Below are 15,838 nucleotides of genomic sequence, written 5' to 3'. Positions count from 1 at the left end.
CGCGGCTGTCGAACGGGTCACACGAACGACGCCTTGCGCGGATCCGGTCCTAGGCTCTGGGCATGGACACCGAGCTCTTCGAGGCCATCGATCATGTCGGCATCGCCGTTCCGGACTTCGACGCGGCCGTGCGCCAGTACGTCGACGTCTTCGGGATGCAGGTCGCGCACGAGGAGGTCAACGAGGAGCAGGGCGTCCGCGAGGCGATGCTCTCGGTCGGCTCGTCAGGCTCGTCGATCCAGCTGCTCGCGCCGCTGTCGGACGCGTCGCCGATCGCGAAGTTCCTGGACAAGCGCGGCCCCGGCATCCAGCAGCTCGCCTACCGGGTCCGCGACATCGACGCGGTGTCGGCGATCCTGCGCGAGCGCGGCGCCGAGCTCCTGTACGCCGAACCGCGCCGCGGCACCGCCGGCTCGCGGGTCAACTTCGTCCATCCCAAGTCGGCCGGCGGCGTCCTGGTCGAGCTGGTCGAGCCGGCCTGACGGAGCCGGATTGTTACGGCTGTCCAACAGGCGGTGACGGCGCGCAGAAACCCCGCCACGACTGGGTTTCGCGGACTAGTCTGTTCTGGTGCTGAAGGACAGCGCCACCGAGGCCCTGAACGGTGCGCCGGCGAGTTTCCAGCACGACGCCTTCGTCTATTCCAGTGACGAGGAGTTCGTGCGGCGGTCGGCGCCTTTCGTCCAGGACGGCCTGGCGGCGGGGGCTCTGGTCGTGGCGGCGTTGCCGCCGGACCACTTGGCCCTGCTGCGCGAGGCCCTCCCCGCCGGATCCGCGCGTTTTATCGATATGGCGATCATCGGGCGCAACCCGGCGCGGCTGATTCCCTTCTGGCGCGACGTTCTGACGCAGGCCGGCGGCCGGGCCGTCCGCGGTCTGGGGCTGGCGATGTACGCCGGTCGCCGGGCGGCGGAGTACGACGAGGTCTTGTTGCACGAGGGTCTGCTCGGTCTCGCCTTCGGCGCCGAAGACTTCCGGCTCTGCTGCCCGTACGCCGCCGAGACCGGCTTCGACCCGACCGGCTACCACTCGGCGGCCGATGTGGAGAAGACGTTCCGGACGCCGCTGAGCGACGTCCCGGATCGCGCGGAGCGCTGGGAGTTCGGGCTGGCCGACCTCGGCGACGTCCGGCAATGGGTGAACGCGCGGGCGACCTCGCACGGCGTCATCCGCGACCGGCTCGACGATCTCGGCCTGGCCCTGCACGAGATCTGCACCAACAGCATCCGGTTCGGCGGCGGCCGCGGCCGGCTGGCCGTCTGGATCGAGGACGGCGCTCTGGTCTGCGACGTCGCCGACCAGGGCCGCATCGACGACCTGCTGGTCGGCCGGGTGCTCCCGCCGCTGGACGGCCTCGGCGGCCGCGGCGTCTGGCTGGCCAACCAGCTCTGCGATCTGGCCCAGCTCCGATCGGGTGACGACTTCACCCAGGTCCGGTTGCACACGCGCCTGCGCTGATAGGACCACTGACAACGGTGGACTGGAAAAGTGACGGTGGTCTCACCCGTCCCGAACTGTGTCACAAGGCACAGCCCACGGCGCATACTCGACGGTAACGTCCGCTCACCAGTCCCGCTCCTTGCAGGAGGTACGACCGTGAAGCAGATCCTCGACGCGATCCTGGCCGGCAACAACGCGGCGGTGGGCGGGCTCGATGTCCCCGAGCACTATCGCGGGATCACGGTGCACGCCGACGAGGCGGACATGTTCGAGGGGCTGGACGCCAAGGAGAAGGACCCGCGCAAGAGCCTGCACCTGGACGACGTCCCGACGCCGGAGCTCGGCCCGGGTGAGGCGCTGGTCGCGGTGATGGCGAGCGCGATCAACTACAACACGGTCTGGACGTCGATCTTCGAGCCGGTCTCGACGTTCTCCTTCCTCAAGCGGTACGGGAAGTTGTCGCCGCTGACCGCTCGCCACGACCTGCCGTACCACGTGGTCGGCTCCGACCTGGCCGGCGTCGTCCTGCGGACCGGCCCGGGCGTGAACGCCTGGAAGCCCGGCGACGAGGTGGTCGCGCACTGCCTGTCGGTCGAGCTGGAGTCCCCCGACGGCCACAACGACACGATGATGGACTCCGAGCAGCGGATCTGGGGTTTCGAGACGAACTTCGGCGGGCTGGCCGAGATCGCGCTGGTGAAGTCGAACCAGCTGATGCCGAAGCCGGCCCACCTGACCTGGGAGGAGGCCGCGTCGCCGGGTCTGGTGAACAGTACGGCGTACCGGCAGCTGGTCTCGCCGAACGGCGCGAACATGAAGCAGGGCGACGTCGTGCTGATCTGGGGCGCCTCCGGCGGGCTGGGGTCGTACGCGACGCAGTTCGCGCTGAACGGCGGCGCGATCCCGGTCTGTGTGGTGTCGTCGCCGGAGAAGGCCGAGATCTGCCGTGCGATGGGCGCGGAGCTGATCATCGACCGGTCCGCGGAGGGCTACAAGTTCTGGAAGGACGAGTCGACCCAGGATCCGAAGGAGTGGAAGCGGCTCGGCGCGCGGATCCGCGAGCTGACCGGCGGCGACGACCCCGACATCGTCTTCGAGCATCCCGGCCGGGAGACCTTCGGCGCGTCGGTCTTCGTGGCCCGCAAGGGCGGCACGATCGTCACCTGCGCGTCGACGTCCGGGTACATGCACGAGTACGACAACCGGTACCTGTGGATGAACCTCAAGCGAATCGTCGGGTCGCATTTCGCGAACTACCGCGAGGCGTGGGAGGCGAACCGGCTGATCGCCAAGGGAATGGTCCACCCGACCGTGAGCCGCGTGTACGGCCTGGAGGAGACCGCGCAGGCGGCGTACGACGTCCATCACAACCTTCACCAGGGGAAGGTCGGCGTCCTGACGCTGGCGCCGGCCGAGGGTCTCGGCGTCCGCGATCCGGAGCTGCGCGCGCGGCACCAGCAGGCGATCGACCGCTTCCGTAACCGATAGGGGCCCGATTGGGTGGTCGGGGCCGGTTTCTGACAGGCTTAAGGTGGGGGATTCAGCTTGAGCCGCCTGAAGGGAATCTCGGGAATGCCTGACGAGTCGAGCCTGCCGTTCTTCGACCGCACTGCGACCGCCGCCGGAGGCTTCCCGGTCAGTCGGAAGGGCTACGACAAGCAGGCCGTGGACGACTACGTCCGCGCGCTGGAGATGCAGCTGGTCGAGATCCGGCAGCGGGCCGACGAGCTGCAGGGCAGCGTGGCGCCGTTGCAGCGCAAGCTGGATGAGACCACTCGGCAGCTCGAGGCCAGCGCCAACCCGTCGTACGCCGGTCTCGGGGACCGCGCCGCGCAGATCCTGCGGCTCGCCCAGGACCAGGCGTCCGAGGCGCTCGAGGAGGCCCGGCGCGAGGCCGAGGAGCTGCGGACGACGGCGTCCAAGGAGGCGGCGGCGTCCCGGGCGACCGGTGAGCGCGAGGCCGAGGACATCCGCACGGTCGCGCTGAACGAGGCCGACTCGATGCGGCGGACGGCCGAGGGCGACGCGGGCGAGCTGCGCCGGACGGCCGAGACCGAGGGCGCCGAGGTGCTGCAGGCGGCCAAGCGCAAGGCCGAGCAGCTGACGCTGACCGCCGAGTCCCAGGCGAGCACGCTGAAGAACGGCGCGCTGCACGAGGCGGAGAAGATCCGGACGGCGATCCAGCGCGAGTCGGCCGCCCTGCGCGCCCGGCTGGCCGACGAGCGTGAGCAGCAGGCCAAGGAGCTGGCCGACAAGCACAACCAGATCGCCGCCGACACCGAGAACCTGACCACCCAGATGAAGGAGGCCGCCGAGGCCTCCGAGCGCCGGGTCGCCGAGGCGACCGAGCAGGCCCGCAAGATCCGCGCCGAGGCCGAGGAGTCCGCCGAGCGCACGCTGACCCGGGCCCGCCGCGAGGCCGAGCAGCTGCTCAGCACCGCCCGGACGCGCGCCGAGGCCGAGCTGGCCAGCGCCGCCGACGAGGCCGAGCGCTCCCGGACGATCGTCGCCCGCGAGACCGAGCGGCTGGCCAAGCGCCGCGACGGCATCCTGACCCAGATCGCCGGCCTGAACGAGATCGCCGGCAACATCGCCCGGCAGGCCGCCGAGCTCGACTCCGAGACGGCGTCCGTCACCCCGTACGTGAACCCGTTCAAGCCGGCCCCGGCCGCCGAGAGCTTCGCCGCCCCGGCGTCCGACGGCTTCGCCGCGCCCACGCGCCCGTCCGACGGCTTCGCGGCACCTTCGTCGTCCCCCGCGCCGGCCGCCGCCGACAGCTTCTCCGGGCCGACCAACTCCTCTGACAGCTTCTCCGGCTCGTCGTCCGACAGCTTCTCGGCCGCGTCGTCCGACGGCTTCACCTCCTCCGCCGACGGTTTCACCCCGAGCGGGCTGACCCCGACGGCCGGCGGCCCGGGCACCGCGGGCAGCAACCCCTTCGCCTCGGGCGCGAGCCCGTTCGCCGAAGACGCACCCGCCGACAGCCCGTTCGCATCGAAGCCCGCGGGTGACGACAGCGCATTCGGCGCCGGTACGCCGTCCACCCCGGAGCCGGACACCTTCACCGGCACCAGCCCGTTCATCGGCTCGGACGCCGGCGGCGCGCGCGTCGACGAGACCCGGATCGACACCGGCCTGCGCGTCGACGCCGACGTCGCCGCCGAGCTGACCAGCAAATCCGCCGGCGGACCGGCCGCGGACGACGACGAGCCGGCCGACTCGACGAGGATCGACGAGTTCCGCCTGGATGACCTCACCAGCGAGCACACTTCGGTGAAGGCTGACGAGAAGACCGACGAGTCCGGCGCGGGCTCGCCATCCCCGAAGGACACCAAGTGACGCCATCCGGCGACGACAACTCCACAGCGACTCCCGAACCCGCCGAGCCGTCGCGGGCCGGAGCCACGCCCGAGTCCCCCGACCCGGGCACCGCCCGCGAGGCCGACGTACCGGCCGCTCCCGCGTCCGGCGAGCAGCCGTCGGGTGCGCAGGCGACCGGCGAGCAGCCGTCGGGTACGCAGGCGTCCGGCGAGCAGGTGTCCGCGGCCGACGTACCGGCCGCTGCCGAACTTGTCGAGGCCGCGCGCGAGGTGAAGGCGGCCGCCGTGCAGGCGGAGGCCGCGGCGCATGACGCCGCGGAGTCGGCCGACCAGGCGCAGGGGGCGGCGGAGCAGGCCGACGACTCGGCCGTGCTGGCCGGGGATTCGGCCAAGCAGTCCGTCTCGGCCGCGGACCGCGCGGAGGACGAAGCCGACGAGGCGGGCGCCGCCGTGGTCGCGGCCGGCGCCGCTGCAGGTAAAGCCGGCGGCTCGGCCGATCGCGCCGAGCTGGCTGCCCGGCGGGCGTCCGCTGCCGCCGTCCAGGACGACGACAGCGACGAGCTGCTGATCGACGAGCGCCACCCGGACGAGGGCATGGGCAAACCCGGCCCGCCGCTGCAACGCTCCAACCCGTTCGTCTTCGGCTTCTTCGCGGCGCTCGGCGTCCTGGTCGCCTGGGGGCTGTGGAACGCGCTCGGGCACGCCCGCTCGGTGCTGATCCTGTTGCTGGTCTCGATGTTCATCGCCGTCGGCCTGAACCCGCTCGTCGAGTGGTTCATGCGCCGCGGCCTCAAACGCGGCCTCTCGGTCGGCGTCGTCTTCCTGCTCGTCATCCTCGCCGTCGCCGGCGTCGGCTTCGCGATCGTCCCGGTCGTCACCGACCAGATCAACGGCCTGATCAAGAACGCCCCCGAGTGGCTCGACCTGCTCACCAAGTCGAAGACCCTGAACGAGCTGAACGACCGCTACCAGTTCATCAAGAAGGCCCAGGAGTACATCCAGGACCCGGCCCTGGCGCAACGCGCCTTCGGCGGCATCCTCGGCGTCGGCAAGGTCGTCGCCGGCGCCCTGTTCAACACCTTCACGATCCTGATCCTGACGCTCTACTTCCTCGCGTCCCTGCCGTCGGTCAAACGCGCCGCCTACAGCCTCGTCCCGGCGTCCCGCCGCAACCGCGTCTCGATCCTCGGCGACGAGGTCCTGACCCGCGTCGGCGGCTACGTCAGCGGCCAGTTCACCGTCGCCCTCTGCGCCGGCGTCTGCATGTTCATCTTCCTCGAGATCGTCGGCCTCCGCGACTACGCCGTCGCCCTGGCCATCGTCGTCATGTTCACCGCCTTCATCCCGATGGTCGGCGGCCTGATCGGCGTCGTCGTCGTCGCCCTCATCGGCTTCACCGACGGCCTCTGGGTCGGCATCGCCTGCCTCATCTACGGCATCGTCTACCAGCAGATCGAGAACTACGTCGTGGCCCCCCGCATCATGCGCCGAGCCGTCGACATCCCCGGCGCCGTCACCGTCATCGCCGCCCTCCTCGGCGGCGCCCTCCTCGGCGTCGTAGGCGCCCTCCTCGCCATCCCCTCCGCCGCCGCCATCCTCCTCATCATCCGCGAAGTCTGGGTCCGCAAAGCCGACGCCTCCTAACCCACACCCCCACCCGCATGCGGAGCTGGTCAAACGACCCACCACGGAGGCGGCAGTACATGGCCCATGCCGAGGAGTACCTGCTGCGATGACAGACCCACCCACCCGCGAGCAACTCGCAGACGCGCGGCTCATTTGGCAGTACCACCAGATGGGCCATGCGCTGGAACGGGTGGACGCCGCGATCGGACTCGGCAGTCACGACCTCGGGGTCGCCGACCACGCGGCCGAGCTGCACCAGCTGAGCTACTTCCCGATGGTTGTCTTCAGCGGCGCAACCAGCCGATCGACGATCGCCAGGTTCCCTCGCGGCGAAGCCGTCCATTACCAGGAGCGCGCAGTCTCGCTCGGCGTCCCCGCTGACAGCATCCTGGTCGAGCCTGCCGCTACGAACACCGGCCAGAACATCGCGTTGTCGAAGCAAGTTCTCGCGGACCACGGGATCCGTCCGAACGCGGTCATGCTGATCTCGAAGCCGTACATGGAACGTCGTGCCTACGCGACCTGCCGGAAACTCTGGCCAGAGGTGCGAGTGATCTGCGCCTCCGCACCGTTGAGCCTCGAAAACTACATTCTGACCATCAACAATCCTCAGCTGGTGATCGAGATGCTGGTCGGGGACCTGCAGCGAGTCGTCGAGTACCCGGAGCGCGGTTTCGCCGTGCACCAAGCGGTCCCGGATGGCGTGCTGCTCGCATTTCAGCGACTGGTCGACGCCGGATTCACATCACGGCTGCTGCGCTAGGCGCACCCGATAAAGGACACGCCGTGCGCCGTCCGCTGGATGCCGATCCGCTCCAGGTCGTACGGTTCATCGCCAACTCCTCGCTGCCTCGTCGTGTCGCCCAGCTCTGGGCGGCAGACGAGACAGTAAGAAGCGCGCCGCACGCTCCGGGCGCGATTCGGCGTGACCCGAATCCTCGACCGATTCCACGCGACGCCAGGTACAGCACCTCCCGCCCTTCGGGCCGGGGAAGGAGTGGGCGGGCGGGTCAGGGGCCGGCGAGTTTGGTGGTTTCGGGGGTGGGGGGTTGGTGGAAGGCGTTGGCTCGGGGGTAGGCGGAGAGGCAGCCTCGGGTGGTGAGGAGGGCTGTGTAGTAGTCGATGTGGCGGAAGCCCTGGGTTTCGCCGCGGGCGAAGGCCTGGTGGCGGATGGCGGAGATCCAGCGGTAGAAGGCTTCGTCGGGGATGGGGACGTAGTGGGTGGGGTGGAAGCTGTCCATGTCCTGCCAGTTCTCGGTGTGCAGGAGGGTGCGGACGGCGTGCCGCGGGAGGTCGTGGAGGGTGCCGAGGCGGTCGTCGGGGGTGATCGGGAGGTCGGCGAGGAAGCGGGCGCGGGTGGTGAGGGCGGCGGCTCGGGTGTGGTCGCGGTGCTGGCTGTGGGTCCAGTGGGTGATGAGCATGTCGGGCTGTTTCTCGCGGATGATCGTGGCGAGTTCGGCGGCGGCCTCGTCGGTGTCGGGGAGGAAGCCGTCGCGGTGGCCGAGGACCATGAAATCGGCGCCGATGGCGGTCGCGAACGCCTCGCCCTCGGCGACCTTCTGCCGGCGGTACTCGGCCGGCGCGAGCCGGGGGTGGCCGCGTTCGCCCGCGGTCAGGGCGAGCATCGTGACATTCGCGCCGTCGAGTACAAGTTTGGCGAGCGTCGGGCCCGCGGTCAGGTCGATGTCACCGATGTGCGCGCCGATCGCCAGCACCGTTCTGCCCATGGGGGCTCCTCTCCGCCCCCCGGCTTGTCGAAAAGTTTCCGCCAAACCAGCATGCCAGTCAACGACTGACCAGTCACCGATTCGACCAGGACCGAAGGCGTCGCCGGTGGCCCTGCCCGCCGTGTAGAACTCCGCACTGTCACCAGATGAATTCGAAGGAGTGCGATGAGAAGACGACGGTTGGCAGTGGTGGCTGCGACGATCCTGGGCCTGGTCGCGGGCCTCGGGGCGGCAGCACCTGCCAGTGCGGCGCCGCCGCGGTTCGAGCACCTCAAACCGGGCGCGCAGCCCGAGCTGGCCGAGAAAGTCCCCGTGAACGTCGTCCTGCTCGGGTACAAGCCCGGGAGCGTCGACCTGGCCGCGCTGAACAGCGCGCTGCCGAAGGCGCACAAGCCCAAGCAGATCACCCGGCTGCTGGCCGGGATCGACGAGACGATCGGCCTGAACTACACCTACGACTACAAGCTGCAGTACGCCGACCAGACCTACCAGAACACCTTCTTCCGGAAGCTGTCCGAGCTGGCCCGCCCGGTCGAGCTGAACGCCGTCCAGACCCGGTACAACGCCCAGCAGAACAACAACCTCGACGTCACCGCCAACCACGAGATCGACGCGCCCGCCGTCGAGAAGTGGCTCGCGTTCAACGCGCCGGCCGGGGTCGACACCAAGCAGAACACGGTCTACCTGATCAACTGGTACGACCGCCCCGACTTCAAGTTCCACGTCTACACCAAGACCGACGAGGTCGACCCCGACACCGGCCAGAACTGGGGCAAGTACGCCAGCCGGGCCATGAACGCCTGGGGCGGGACGACGGCCAACGACGAGGAGAGCGGGCTCGGCGACACCCGGCGGGTCTGGTTCCACGACCTGTCGGCCGGTCCCGAGCAGTTCGGCGGCGCCGAGAACGTGGACGACGCCGACCTGGACGGCGACAACAAGCCGGACTGGCGGATCCCGCCGGCCTGGGAGTACGCCGCCGACGGCTACCGCAGCCCCGCCGCGCTGACCGGCGACCTCGGCAAGCTGCTGTCAACGGTTTTCATCCAGGGCATCGCCACCGCGTCGCCGACCTACCCGGTCGAGCTGACCATCGCGAAGGCCTCGACGGTCAACCTGGACAGCAACACCTACGAGGGCTGGCCGGACAGCAACCGCTACCTCAAGCCCGAGCTGCTGACCAGCGAGCTGGGCGAGGTGCTGCCCGGGATCGAGCTGTCGTTCGACCAGCAGAACCTCCCGTACGACGGTGAGGCCAAGCGCTGTGTCGAGGACTGGCTGCGCAACGTCTCCTGCTACCCCGAGACCGGCCTGCCGCCGTTCGCGAACATGTACCTGCAGAACAAGCGCGACCTGGACAAGGTGCTCGACGACAAGGGCAAGGTCGACTACGAGCTGCCGATCTTCACCTACGCGATGACGCAGGAGAACCTGCCGTGGCTCGGGTACGCCGGTGACAACTTCTCCGACGGCAGCCCCGGCTTCGTCTACAACTGGCTGTCCCCGCAGTACATCGGCTGGGGCTACGGCGCCACCAGCACGATGATCCACGAGGTCGGCCACCACATCGGCCTGTCGCACCCGCACGACGGCTACGACGGCCGCACCAACAAGTTCTTCGAGCCGACCGGCGACTACTACTTCACCTGGCTCGGCGGCTACTCGAACTCGGTGATGAACTACATGCAGACGAACTTCGACTTCGGTCAGTTCGACCACGACAACCTGGGCCGGTTCCGGGCCGCGGCGCTGGTCGAGTCCGCCAACGCGCTGGCGGCCGACGTCCTGGCGTCGCCCACCGCCGACCGCGGGTACGCCGACCTGATCCGTGCCGACAAGCTGATCGGCGCGGCCAAGAGCCGGCTGGCCGACCACCAGTACGAGACCACGCGGCAGCTTGCCGACCAGGCCTACGACGCGGTCGTCGCAGCCGCCAAGAAGGCCGGTGTGAGCGTCTCGGCGTTCGAGGCCGAGAAGCGCGCCGAGGCCGAGGCCGACCGGAAGGCGCAGCCGATGAAGCCGCACCGTCCGACCCCGCCGATGGCGGACCCGGTCAAGCCAGGAAAGCGGTAACAGCAGCGAGGAAGTCGTCGAGGCGTTCGGCATGCACCCAGTGCCCCGCCTCGGCGACCTCGGCGTACTGCGCGCGCGGGAAGTAGGACGCGATCTCCGCCCGGTGATCCTGCTGGACGTAGTCCGACTTCCCGCCGTACACGAAGAGGGTTGGGCCGTCGTACTGGCGGTTCTCCAGACCGGCGGCCGGCCAGCCGGAGATCTGAGGCAGGGCGGCCTCGATCACCGGCAGGTTCGGCCGCCACCGGGCGCCGTCGTCGTCCAGGATCAAGTTCTGCAGCAGGAACGCCCGCGTGCCCGGTGTCGGTACGGCGTCCGCCAGCTGCGCGTCCACCTCGGCACGGCGCTGGACTGACGACAGATCGGCGTTCCGCATCGCCTGGGCGAACTCGACGAACGCCGGCGGGTACGTGACCGGAGCGGCGTCCACCACGACCAGCCGCTCGACCACTGCCGGGTAGAGCAGCGCGGTCAGCATCGCCGTCTTGCCGCCCATCGAGTGGCCGACCAGCGCGACCGGCCCGGTGCCGAGGCCTTCGATCGTCTCGCGGACGTCGTCCGCCATCTCCGGGTAGCTCATCGTGTCGACGTGCGGCGACGAGCCGTGGTTGCGCAGGTCCAGTGCGAAGACGCGGTGCTCAGTGGCCAGCCGGCGAGCTGCGGTCATCCAGTTCCGGCCGGAGCCGAACAGACCGTGCATGACGACGATCGGCGAACCAGTTTCGCCGTACGACGTGACCGGGAGCTTCACTCGGGACCTCCGACTCAGCGACGGCGCTGCCAGCAGGCGGTGTGCCAGTGGCGGCGTTCGTCGAGGGACTGCGCGCCACCGATGGCGGCGAGCAGGCTGGGGTTGTCCGGCCAGACCACGACGTGCGGAGTGGACGGCGGGATCTGCTGGTCGCAGCCCGGGCAGCGGTACGACTTACCGGACGCCGAACCGGACACGCGCCGGACGTTCCAGTCCCCGTCGGCGCGCGCCTCCCGGGCCTGGGAACCACCCAGCAACGGCCGGTCGCTGACGGGCCGCTGCCACTTCGACGGTTTCCTGCTCCGGGGCGACATAGCCCTTCAAGGCTATCCGTATGAGCCATGTCACCCCGGCACAGGCACCTACTACTTAGCCACGGGCGACCCGGTACGCCGCCGTGCCGATCAGCTCCATCGAAACCTGGAGGCGCTCCAGGCTGACGTTCTTCTCGATGGTGTCCTCCGGCGAGTGGTACGGCGGCTCCAGGTGCGCCGGTGAGATCTCACCGCGCCAGGAGAAGTTGGCCGACGCGATGCCGACCTCCTGGAACGACTGGTGGTCGGACGCACCCCGCAGTACCGGACCGACGATCTGCGGGTCGTAGCCGAGCCGCTGACCGGAGCCGCGGACGGCGTCCGTGGCGGTGTTGGCCAGGCCGGTGAACGACAGAATCCAGTAGGTGACCGCCGGATCCCAGCTGGTGGCGACCATGTCGTTCTGGAACACGGCCTTGTACCGGTCGCGCTGGTCCTGCGGCAGCTGAGCGACGTGGTAGCGGGATCCGATCAGCCCCTGCTCCTCAGAACCCCATAGGGCGAACCGCAGCGTCGCGTTGGTGTTCAGCCTGCTGAACACGCGAGCCAGCTCCATGGTGAGCACTGTGCCGGAGCCGTCGTCGTTCGCGCCCGGAGCGCCGATGACCGAGTCGTAGTGACCACTGACCATCACGATCGGGCCGTTCGATCCGCTGCGGCCCTTCCGCTCGGCGATCACGTTGTTGGAGGTCAGACCGCGGTGCGCCTTCGTGCTGAGCTTCAGCGGCAGCGTGGTCACCACCGCGAGCGCCTCCCGCAGCAGCCGCTTCTGCACCTGAGCGACGCCGATGACCGGGATCGGCGCGTCAGTGAGCCCGCCAGGCTGGAACGCGGAGGCGCGACGCGGAAAGACCAGATCGGCCGGGAGCAGGATGACCCCGACCGCACCCTTCGCTGCAGCCTCGGCGACGAATGCCGGCCGCGCGGCCGCGGTGTCTTCCGCAATGACGATCGCACCCGCTACGTCAGCCGGCCAGACCGGCGCGGTCGCCGGGCCGACGTCCCGGACCGGGCCCTGGACCGTGACGTCGAGCTTCCCGCCCGGCGCCGCTCCGGCCTGCCAGCAGATGTCGTTCGGCAGGATGCCCCGGACGTCCTCGATCTCGGCCGTGAACTTGTCCGCGACCGGGAACGGCTCCAGCCGGGTCCGGTAGCCGTAGCGGTCGAGCTGGTCGGCGATGTAGTCGGCCGCTCGCTTCTCGCTCCTGGTCCCGCCGATCCGCGGGCCGATGTCCTGCGAGAGCACCTGTAGGTGCCGCAGGGCCCGCTCCGCGGAGATGGCCGAGACGACCTGCCGGTCGTACATGTCGAGCTTCGGGCGGTTGGGTGCACCCGGGCGCTGGTCGTCGGCGGCCCACGCGGGGAGCGCAGGCATCGCGGTGGCGACGGTGACACCCGCAACCGCCGCGCCCAACAGGCCGCGGCGGCTCATACCGGATGTGTCGGTCATGCAGGTCTCTCCTCACAAGGGTGGCGGCCCCGAGAGCAGAGAAGGTAATCGAGAGATCTCAGTTAGTGAAGGATTTTTCGTCCCGCAGCTCCTGGCCGACCTCGTGCATGTGCCGCAGACCCATCCGGTACGAATCGATCAGGCCGGTGCTCAGGTACGGCAGGCCGACGTCCTCGCAGTACCGCTGGACGATCGGCTGGGCGAACCGCAGGTTGGCGCGCGGCATACTCGGGAAGAGGTGGTGCTCGATCTGGTAGTTCAGGCCGCCCATCATCCAATCGGTGACGAGGCCGCCGCGCACGTTACGTGACGTCAGCACCTGCTTCTCCAGATGCCCCCAGTCGTTGCCCTCTTCCGGCATCTCCATGCCCTTGTGGTTGGGCGCGAAGACGCTGCCGAGGTGCAGCCCGAAGACCATGTGGTGCACGAGGGCGAAGACGATCGCCTGCGCCGGGGAGAGCAGCAGGAACAGCGCGCTGAAGTACAGCACCAGGTGCGCGGCCATCAGGCCGAGCTCGAGGCCCTGCGTCCGCCGGTTGGCGAGCAGGAAGCGGACGCTGGAGACCTTGAGGTTGAAACCTTCGAGCGTGAGCAGCGGGAAGAAGATCCGCGCCTGGTTGCGGGTCAGCCAGCCCTCCAGACCCTTGCGGCCCTCGGCCTGCTCCATCGTCCAGACCAGGATGCCCTCGCCGACGTCCGGATCCTTGTCGGTGTGGTTCGGGTTGGCATGGTGTCTGTTGTGCTTGTCGTTCCACCAGGCATAGCTCATCCCGAGCAGCAGGTCGGCGTGCAGGACGCCGATCCAGTCGTGCAGCTTACGCGAGCTCGCGATCTGCTGGTGGCCGGCGTCGTGCCCGAAGAACGCCGCGCGGGTGGTCAGGATGCCCAGCGGGACGGCGAGCAGCAGCACCCACCAGGACGCGCCGACCGCCGCGATCGCGGCCCAGGTGAGCGCCATCAGACCTACGTTGACCGCGATCGAGATCCCGTACGCCGCCGTCCGCCGCTCGAACAGCCCGGCGCTCTTGATCTCGCGAAGCAGCGGGGCGAAACCGCTCCCGCGGGTGGGTGCTGTCGTCACTGTGCTCGTCATGGGACCAGCCTGGTCGGTACCGCGGCGCCGGGCACGCCGCCTAACTCCCGCAGCGGCCGGGGGTTAGGCCACCCGCGCATTGGGGAGTTAGCACCACTGGTTCGAGGCTCACGGTCGGTCATGATGGTGGCCATGAGCACTCAGGTCGTGGAGAGGCCGCCGATGCGGTATCCCAAACTCGCGCAGCCGTGGATCGCGCTGTTCCTCGCCGTTCTGGCCGAGGTCGGTATCGCGTTCTTCGTGCTGAGCGTCGTGTCGGTGCCGCTGATCGCGGTCTGGGTCGGGATCCCGCTGCTGCTGGGCGTCGTGCCGGCCACCCGCTGGTTCGCGAACTGCCACCGGACGATGCTGGCCGGTTTCATCGGCGAGCGGATCCCCCGCCCGTACCGCAAGCCCCCGATGCCCGGCGTCCTGATGTGGCTGCGGACGACGCTGACCGACCCGGCCACCTGGCGCGACATCATCTGGCTGCTGGTGAACGCGGTGATCGGCTTCGTCCTGTGTCTGGTGAGCGCGGTGCTGTTCCTGACCACACTTTTCTACGGCGTCTACCCGCTGCTGGTCGGCGTGACGCCGCGAGGGATCTTCAACGAACCGTTCGGCGGCCTGGTCTGGGTGAACTTCTGGACCAGCTTCCTGGTGATGCCGGTCGCGCTGCTCGGGTTCCTGATCTGGCAGGCGGCCGGTGAGCGGTTGCTGAAGGCGAACGCGTACATCGCCCGCTCGCTGCTCGGGCCGACCGAGAGCGCGAAGCTGGCGCTGCGGGTCCGCGAGCTGGCGGAGTCCCGCGCCGAGACCGTCGACACCCAGGCGGCCGAGCTGCGCCGGATCGAACGCGACCTGCACGACGGCGCGCAGGCCCGGCTGGCCGCCCTGAGCATGAACCTCGGCATGGCCGAGGAGATGGTCGCCCGCGACCCGGCCACGGCGGCCGCGCTGCTCACCGAGGCCCGCGAATCGGCCAGTACGGCGCTGTCGGAGCTGCGCGACCTGGTCCGCGGGATCCACCCGCCGGTGCTCGCCGATCGCGGTCTCGAGGGCGCGGTCAAGGCGCTCGCGCTGTCCTGCCCGTTCAAGGTCGACGTCACCTTCGACGTCCCGGGCCGGCCGGCCGCGCCGGTGGAGTCCGCGGCGTACTTCGCGGTCGCCGAGGCGCTGGCCAACGCGGTCAAGTACTCGGCCGCGACGAACGCCTGGATCCAGATCACCCACGAGGACGAGAAGCTGCACATCCTGGTCGGCGACGACGGGGTGGGAGGGGCGGTGATCCGGCCCGGCGGCGGTCTGTACGGTATCGAGCGGCGGCTGGCCGCCTTCGACGGTACGTTGACCGTGGTGAGCCCGAGCGCCGGGCCGACCACCGTGATCATGGAGCTGCCTTGCGAGTCCTCATCGCTGAAGACCACGCCCTCCTCCGGGACGGCCTGATCCGTCTGCTGGAGGCGCACGACTTCGAGGTCGTCGAGGCGGTCGACAACGGACCCCGGCTGGTGCCCGCGCTGGTGGAGCACCGGCCGGACGTCGCGGTCGTCGACGTCCGGCTCCCGCCGACGTTCACCGACGAAGGACTGCGGGCCGCGATCGAGGCGCGGAAGAAGGTGCCCGGCCTGCCGATCCTGGTGCTGTCCCAGTACGTCGAGCAGCTCTACGCCCGGGAGCTCCTGACCGGCGGCGGCGCGGTCGGCTACCTGCTCAAGGACCGCGTCTCGAACGTCGCCGACTTCCTCGACTCGGTCCGCCGGGTCGCCGCCGGCGGCACCGCGATGGACCCCGACGTGATCGGCCAGCTGCTCGCCCGCAACACCCGCGACGAGCCCATCGGCCGGCTCACCCCACGCGAGTCCGAAGTCCTCGGCCTGATGGCCGAAGGCCGCTCGAACGCCGCCATCGCCGCCGCCCTCTTCGTCACCGAGAAGGCGGTCAGCAAACACACCAACAACATCTTCGCCAAGCTGGACCTGCCCCCGTCCGAAGACGACAACCGCCGCGTGATGGCCGTCCTCCAATACCTCTCCGCCCGCTGACGCGGGCGGGCGGAGGAAGG

At 69.7% G+C, this 15,838-nt stretch carries 14 protein-coding genes; 9 read left to right on the top strand and 5 right to left on the bottom strand.

From position 1 onward, the window contains the following. Positions 1 to 62: 62 nt before the first annotated feature. From mce to ACZ6ZD_RS34200, 6 genes are all read left to right on the top strand, one after another. Complete coding sequence (gene mce, locus ACZ6ZD_RS34225; RefSeq protein ID WP_465678466.1) at positions 63 to 482, top strand: methylmalonyl-CoA epimerase; 420 nt, start codon at positions 63 to 65, stop codon at positions 480 to 482. Positions 483 to 570: 88 nt separating this feature from the next. Further along, the gene (locus ACZ6ZD_RS34220; RefSeq protein WP_465678464.1) at positions 571 to 1,458 is read left to right on the top strand and encodes an MEDS domain-containing protein; all 888 of its coding nucleotides are present in this window, start codon (positions 571 to 573) and stop codon (positions 1,456 to 1,458) included. A gap of 138 nt (positions 1,459 to 1,596) precedes the next feature. Further along, positions 1,597 to 2,928, top strand: coding sequence for a crotonyl-CoA carboxylase/reductase (gene ccrA, locus ACZ6ZD_RS34215; protein WP_465678462.1), 1,332 nt, complete (start codon positions 1,597 to 1,599; stop codon positions 2,926 to 2,928). A gap of 84 nt (positions 2,929 to 3,012) precedes the next feature. After that, a complete protein-coding gene (locus ACZ6ZD_RS34210) occupies positions 3,013 to 4,779 on the top strand; it encodes a transposase (RefSeq protein WP_465678461.1) in 1,767 nt (588 codons plus the stop codon). Then, entirely contained in the window at positions 4,776 to 6,404 is a 1,629-nt protein-coding gene (locus ACZ6ZD_RS34205; RefSeq protein ID WP_465678459.1) for an AI-2E family transporter, read from the top strand. Before ACZ6ZD_RS34210 ends, ACZ6ZD_RS34205 begins: the two co-directional genes overlap by 4 nt. An 88-nt stretch (positions 6,405 to 6,492) precedes the next feature. After that, positions 6,493 to 7,149 carry a YdcF family protein gene (locus ACZ6ZD_RS34200; protein ID WP_465678457.1) on the top strand — a complete coding sequence of 219 codons (657 nt, stop codon included), beginning with the start codon at positions 6,493 to 6,495 and terminating at the stop codon, positions 7,147 to 7,149. A 247-nt stretch (positions 7,150 to 7,396) separates the two neighbouring features. Here ACZ6ZD_RS34200 and ACZ6ZD_RS34195 read toward each other — a convergent pair whose 3' ends face one another. Then, positions 7,397 to 8,113, bottom strand: a complete 717-nt coding sequence (locus ACZ6ZD_RS34195) for a PIG-L deacetylase family protein (protein ID WP_465678456.1) — start codon at positions 8,111 to 8,113, stop codon at positions 7,397 to 7,399. Between the two features lie 165 nt (positions 8,114 to 8,278). Here ACZ6ZD_RS34195 and ACZ6ZD_RS34190 point away from each other — a divergent pair, with 165 nt between their 5' ends. Beyond that, positions 8,279 to 10,186, top strand: a complete 1,908-nt coding sequence (locus ACZ6ZD_RS34190) for a zinc metalloprotease (protein WP_465678454.1) — start codon at positions 8,279 to 8,281, stop codon at positions 10,184 to 10,186. Here the strand turns inward: ACZ6ZD_RS34190 and ACZ6ZD_RS34185 are convergent. Genes ACZ6ZD_RS34185 through ACZ6ZD_RS34170 form a run of 4 tightly spaced genes read right to left on the bottom strand, consistent with a single transcriptional unit; the run spans position 10,167 to position 13,794 of the window. Beyond that, entirely contained in the window at positions 10,167 to 10,937 is a 771-nt protein-coding gene (locus ACZ6ZD_RS34185; RefSeq protein WP_465678452.1) for an alpha/beta fold hydrolase, read from the bottom strand. The genes ACZ6ZD_RS34190 and ACZ6ZD_RS34185 overlap by 20 nt on opposite strands. 14 nt (positions 10,938 to 10,951) lie before the next feature. Then, complete coding sequence (locus ACZ6ZD_RS34180; protein WP_171677173.1) at positions 10,952 to 11,251, bottom strand: hypothetical protein; 300 nt, start codon at positions 11,249 to 11,251, stop codon at positions 10,952 to 10,954. 55 nt (positions 11,252 to 11,306) lie between these two features. Next, positions 11,307 to 12,701, bottom strand: coding sequence for a M28 family metallopeptidase (locus ACZ6ZD_RS34175; RefSeq protein ID WP_465678450.1), 1,395 nt, complete (start codon positions 12,699 to 12,701; stop codon positions 11,307 to 11,309). 58 nt (positions 12,702 to 12,759) lie between these two features. Then, positions 12,760 to 13,794, bottom strand: coding sequence for a fatty acid desaturase family protein (locus ACZ6ZD_RS34170; RefSeq protein WP_465678448.1), 1,035 nt, complete (start codon positions 13,792 to 13,794; stop codon positions 12,760 to 12,762). A gap of 132 nt (positions 13,795 to 13,926) precedes the next feature. On the opposite strand from ACZ6ZD_RS34170, the gene ACZ6ZD_RS34165 reads away from it, so the two are divergent. Together ACZ6ZD_RS34165 and ACZ6ZD_RS34160 are read left to right on the top strand one after the other, a co-directional pair. Further along, a complete protein-coding gene (locus ACZ6ZD_RS34165) occupies positions 13,927 to 15,222 on the top strand; it encodes a sensor histidine kinase (RefSeq protein ID WP_465678447.1) in 1,296 nt (431 codons plus the stop codon). Continuing rightward, complete coding sequence (locus tag ACZ6ZD_RS34160) at positions 15,174 to 15,818, top strand: response regulator (RefSeq protein ID WP_465678445.1); 645 nt, start codon at positions 15,174 to 15,176, stop codon at positions 15,816 to 15,818. Before ACZ6ZD_RS34165 ends, ACZ6ZD_RS34160 begins: the two co-directional genes overlap by 49 nt. Positions 15,819 to 15,838 lie beyond the last annotated feature (20 nt).

This window comes from Kribbella sp. NPDC104218 (assembly GCF_055584105.1).
This window is presented reverse-complemented; position numbering and strand designations above follow the sequence as displayed.